The sequence below is a fragment of the Candidatus Methylomirabilota bacterium genome (assembly GCA_036005065.1).
Lineage (GTDB): Bacteria > Methylomirabilota > Methylomirabilia > Rokubacteriales > DASRDR01 > DASYQW01.
In genome coordinates this window covers 1-4180 of sequence record DASYQW010000311.1, presented here as the reverse complement: position 1 = coordinate 4180, position 4180 = coordinate 1, and the positions used below count along the sequence as shown (strand labels likewise).

Genomic DNA, 4180 nt, shown 5'->3' with positions numbered 1-4180 from the left:
CGCCGGAAGTCCGCCACATCGAGCGTGAGCAGCTGGCACTCGGTGATGGTGGTCACGGTCGCGGTACGCACGGTGTCCCGGAGCAAGGCGATCTCGCCGAAGTAGTGGCCGGGTCCCATGCGCCGCGGCTGGGGTTGGAGGTCGACCTCGAGCTCGCCGGACATGATGAAGAACATCGCCTCGGCCGGCTCGCCCCGGCGCACGACCACATACTTGGCCGGCACGATCTCCCGCTTCAGGAGCCGCGCGATCTCGGCGATGCGGGCGGCGTCGAGCTCGGCGAAGAGCGGCACCTTCGCCACCGTCTGCCAGGTGACGACGACGTCGCGCTTGCGGAGCTCGGAGGCGAACCCGGTGGCCAGGATGCCGGCCGGGACCGCGAACATGGCGATCCCGAGGATCATCACCATGCCGCCGAACAGCTTGCCGGCCGCCGTGATGGGAACGACGTCGCCGTAGCCCACGGTCGCCATCGTCACGATCGTCCACCACATGGTGTGCGGGATGCTGGCGAAGACCTGGGGTTGCGCCTCCCGCTCGAGCCCGAACATGACGGCCGATGCGAACACGAGCAGCACCACCATGACCATGAGCGCCGCCAGCAGCGGCCGGCTCTCGTTGCGGAGCACCGCCGCGAAGAGCGACAGAGCCGGCGCGTAGCGCGCCAGCTTGAGGAGCCGGACCAGCCGCAGGACGCGCAGCCCGTCGGGGCCGAGGGGAAGCACCGGCGCTACCAGCGGGAGGATGGCCACCAGGTCGATGAGCCCGAGCGGCGACGCGGCGTAGCGGAGGCGGGCTCGCCAGGGCGCGGCGCCGCCCGGCTCGTCACTGGACGCGCGCCACAGGCGGACGACGTACTCGGCGGTGAACACCACGAGCGTCACCAGCTCGAGGAACCGCAGCCAGGCGCGGTGGCGGCCGGCGAACGGCTCGGCCGTCTCCAGAACGGCACCGGCGACGCTCCCGACGATCACCCCGATCAGCAGGATGTTGGCGGCGGGGCCGAGCCGCAAGCGCGCCGTCGGTTCGTCGACCACGGTCGTGCGCCGAGCTTAGCTCGGCCCCTCTCGGGGGGTCAAGAAATGTCTGCCGGGCTACAATGCGGCTCGGTATGCCGCCCTCGTCCCCCATCCTCACCCCCGCCTTCCTGCAGGCGGCGGTCGGCAACTTCCTGTTCTTCACGAATCTCTCGGCCTTCTTTCTCTTGCCGCTCCACCTCAAAGAGCTCGGGGCGACCGAGGCCCAGTTCGGGCTCATCATGGGTCTCTACAGCGCCACCGCGATCTTCTGTCAGCCCGTGGTCGGAGCCTGGGTGGACCGAGCCGGCCGGCGTCCGTTCATGGTGGGCGGCGCGGCGGTGGCGGTGGCGGCCGCGCTCGCCTTCAGCGCCGCCCCCGACGCCCTGGTGCTCTTTCCCGTGCTGCGGATCCTGCAGGGCCTCGCCTACTCGATGTACTTCGTGGCGAACTTCACCGTCGTGGTGGACCTGGTGCCGGCCGACCGGCGCGGGGAGGCCCTCGGGATTTTCGGAGTGTCCGGGCTGATCTCGACGGCCGCGGGTCCGGCGCTCGGCGAGATCGTGGTGCGGGCCTTCGGGTTCCCGGTCTTCTTCGCGGCGACGGCCGCGGTCGCCACCGCCGCCCTGCTCGTCTCGAGCCGCGTCGAGGAGCCAGCGTCGCTGCCGCGCGACGACGGGGAAGGGCTGGCCGGGCTGGTCGGTGCCGTCCTGACCGCGCCCCGGCTTCCGATGGCGCTCGGCTTCATCTTCGGCCTCGGGCTCGGGACGGTCTTCACCTTCTTCCCCACCCATGCCTCGGCCCTCGGGGTGGCGCGAATCGGGCTGTTCGCCGTGGCCTATTCGCTGGCCGCCATGGGCGTGCGTGTGTTCGGAGGACGGTTGATCGACACCCTGGGCCGGCGGCCGATCATCATCCCGGCGCTCGGTCTGCAGGCGGGAGCGGCGGCGCTCCTGGCCGCAGGCAGCCCGCTGGTCGCCTGGACCGGGCTCTCCGCCCTGCCCATCTTCATCCTCGCCGGCATCATGGCGGGGGCGGCCCACGGGTTCCTCTACCCGGCCCTGACCGCGCTCGTGATGGACGTGACGCCGGAGGAGCGCCGGGGCCGGATGATCGGGGTGTTCAGCGCGTTCATCCTTGCCGGGAACGCCGCCGGCGCCATGTGCTTCGGCTACCTGGCCCACGTCCTGGGCTACAGCGTCATGTTCGCCGTCCTGACCGTCTGCCTGGGCGGCGCCTGTGTGCTGGCGGTGCGCCTGCCACGCTGACAGTCCAGGGGTCGCAAGGTGCCTGTCGGGAGCGATCATGCACCGCGGATTGCCCCACCGCTGACGGTTGGTGTTCCGCTCCGAGCGGCGGCTTTGCCGCCGCAACGGTCCTTGGGGGAGGCCTCGGAGGGGGCCGTAGAGGCCCCCTCCGAGGAAATCAGTTGGCCCCGCACTAGGAAAGGCTCATACCCCGTGTGTATACTGGCGGTGCGGCGCGGCAGCCGACCGTGAGGGGCGAGAGCGGCGGCCGCGGCGCCGTAGGCGTGGCGACGGAGACCGTCGGCTCGCCGGGAAGGAGCAGGGCCATGCGTGTCGGCAGAGCGGCCACCGTCGGGGTGCTCTTGACGATCGGCCTGCTGACCGTCGGGGCCAAGGAGACCCCCGAGAAGGCGCCGCCCGGCTCCGGCCCCCAGGAAGCCGAGGTGACCGGGGTCCTCCTCGATCCCCAGTCCCGCCAGCCCCTGGTCGTCCTGCAGGGCAAGCGCGACAAGCGCAACCTCGTCATGACGATCGGCCACTTCGAGGCCAACGGCATCGCCATTCCGCTCCAGGGTGTCACGCCGCCTCGCCCGCTGACCCACGACCTCATGCTGACCCTGCTCACCGACCTCAAGGCCTCGCTCCAGCGCATCGTGATCACGGATCTCCGGAACGACGTCTACTACGCGCTACTGCACCTCGACGCCCAGGGCACCACGCTGAAGATCGACTCCCGGCCGTCGGACGCCATCGCCCTCGCGCTCCGGGCCAAGGTGCCGATCCTGGTGGAGGATCGGGTCTTCGAGAAGGCCGAGCGCGTGATGCCGAAGGTCGGCCCGACGCCGCATTTCTGAGCGACGAGCCGTGCCGGCCCTCGAGTGGACGGTTCAGCGCCGCCTCGACGACCTGATCGCCAAGCTGGAGGGGAAGTACGGCGACCTCCGCGGACGGGTGGAGGTGGCGCCCCGGCCCGAGGTGACCTTCGACATGATCGGCGGCGCCGAGCCGGCCAAGGACGCGATCTCGAGTCTCTCCTACACCCTCCGCATGCCCGAGCTCTACCGCAAGTGGGGGATCGACCCGCCGCGGGGCGGGCTGCTCTACGGGCCGCCGGGCAACGGCAAGACGCTCCTGGCCAAGGCTCTGGCCACGATCTCGGGAGCGCTCTTCTACCATCTCCGTCTCACCACGCTGACGTCGAAGGTGGGACCGAACGCCGCCGAGGTCATCAAGGAGGTCTTCCAGCTCGCCGCCGCGGAAGGAAAGGGTGTCATCTTCTTCGACGACGCCGATGCCCTCTCGCTCGAGCATCTGCTGCCACCCGAGCGCGCGCGGGAGGCCGCCGGGCCGCTCGTGAGCAACCTGTGCGAGCTGCTCGACGGGCTGGCGGCCTTTCCGTCGCTCCTCGTGCTGGCATCCACGAGTCGGCCGGACGGGATCGAGTCCCCCCTCATCGCCCCCGGCCGTCTCGATCATCTGATCGAGGTGCCGCTGCCCGAGGCTCCCGCGCTGCGCCAGATCATCGACATCGTCCGCCGCCGCGCCGAGATGGTTGCGCAGCGGCCGCTCTTCGAGGCGCTGGACTACGACGTGCTCGTGCCGCGGCTGATCGGGATGAGCGGCGGCGAGGTGTCCGAGGTGATACGGCGCGCCCTCGAGGCCAAGGTCCAGCTGGCCGGCTCCGGTGCCGAGCCCGGGCGCGTGACGACCGGGGAGATCGGGCGCGCGGTGGACGACTTCCGACGCGTGCGGGACGTGGTGGTGAAGATCCGCTACGGCCAATACCTCTAGCCGTGCACCGTGACATGATTTCCGCGGCGCGGCGCCCGTTCGCCGGTCTCTCGGGGGGAGGCAGACCCGATCCCTTCGCCGAATGGCGAAGGGCCCGGCTTTGCCGGGAGGGCCGTCGGAGGGGGG

At 70.9% G+C, this 4180-nt stretch carries 4 protein-coding genes; 3 read left to right on the top strand and 1 reads right to left on the bottom strand.

The features are described 5' to 3' along the window. The coding region (locus VGW35_21225; GenBank protein ID HEV8310194.1) for a cyclic nucleotide-gated ion channel at window positions 1–1037 on the bottom strand (1037 nt) is incomplete at its 3' end. A 74-nt stretch (window positions 1038–1111) separates the two neighbouring features. Between VGW35_21225 and VGW35_21220 the strand changes: the two genes are divergently transcribed. The 3 genes from VGW35_21220 (at window position 1112) to VGW35_21210 (ending at window position 4054) form a co-directional block, all read left to right on the top strand. Further along, on the top strand, window positions 1112–2284 hold the full coding sequence (locus VGW35_21220) for an MFS transporter (GenBank protein ID HEV8310193.1): 1173 nt from the start codon (window positions 1112–1114) through the stop codon (window positions 2282–2284). Window positions 2285–2589: 305 nt separating this feature from the next. Then, entirely contained in the window at window positions 2590–3117 is a 528-nt protein-coding gene (locus VGW35_21215) for a bifunctional nuclease family protein (GenBank protein HEV8310192.1), read from the top strand. A gap of 10 nt (window positions 3118–3127) precedes the next feature. Continuing rightward, window positions 3128–4054: an ATP-binding protein gene (locus VGW35_21210; GenBank protein HEV8310191.1), complete on the top strand. Its 927-nt coding sequence runs from the start codon at window positions 3128–3130 to the stop codon at window positions 4052–4054. Window positions 4055–4180: the final 126 nt, after the last annotated feature.

Coding starts and splice junctions, on each gene's coding strand:
- VGW35_21220 (HEV8310193.1), top strand. CDS start 1,112: ATGCCGCCCTCGTCCCCCATCCTCACCCCCGCCTTCCTGCAGGCGGCG.
- VGW35_21215 (HEV8310192.1), top strand. CDS start 2,590: ATGCGTGTCGGCAGAGCGGCCACCGTCGGGGTGCTCTTGACGATCGGC.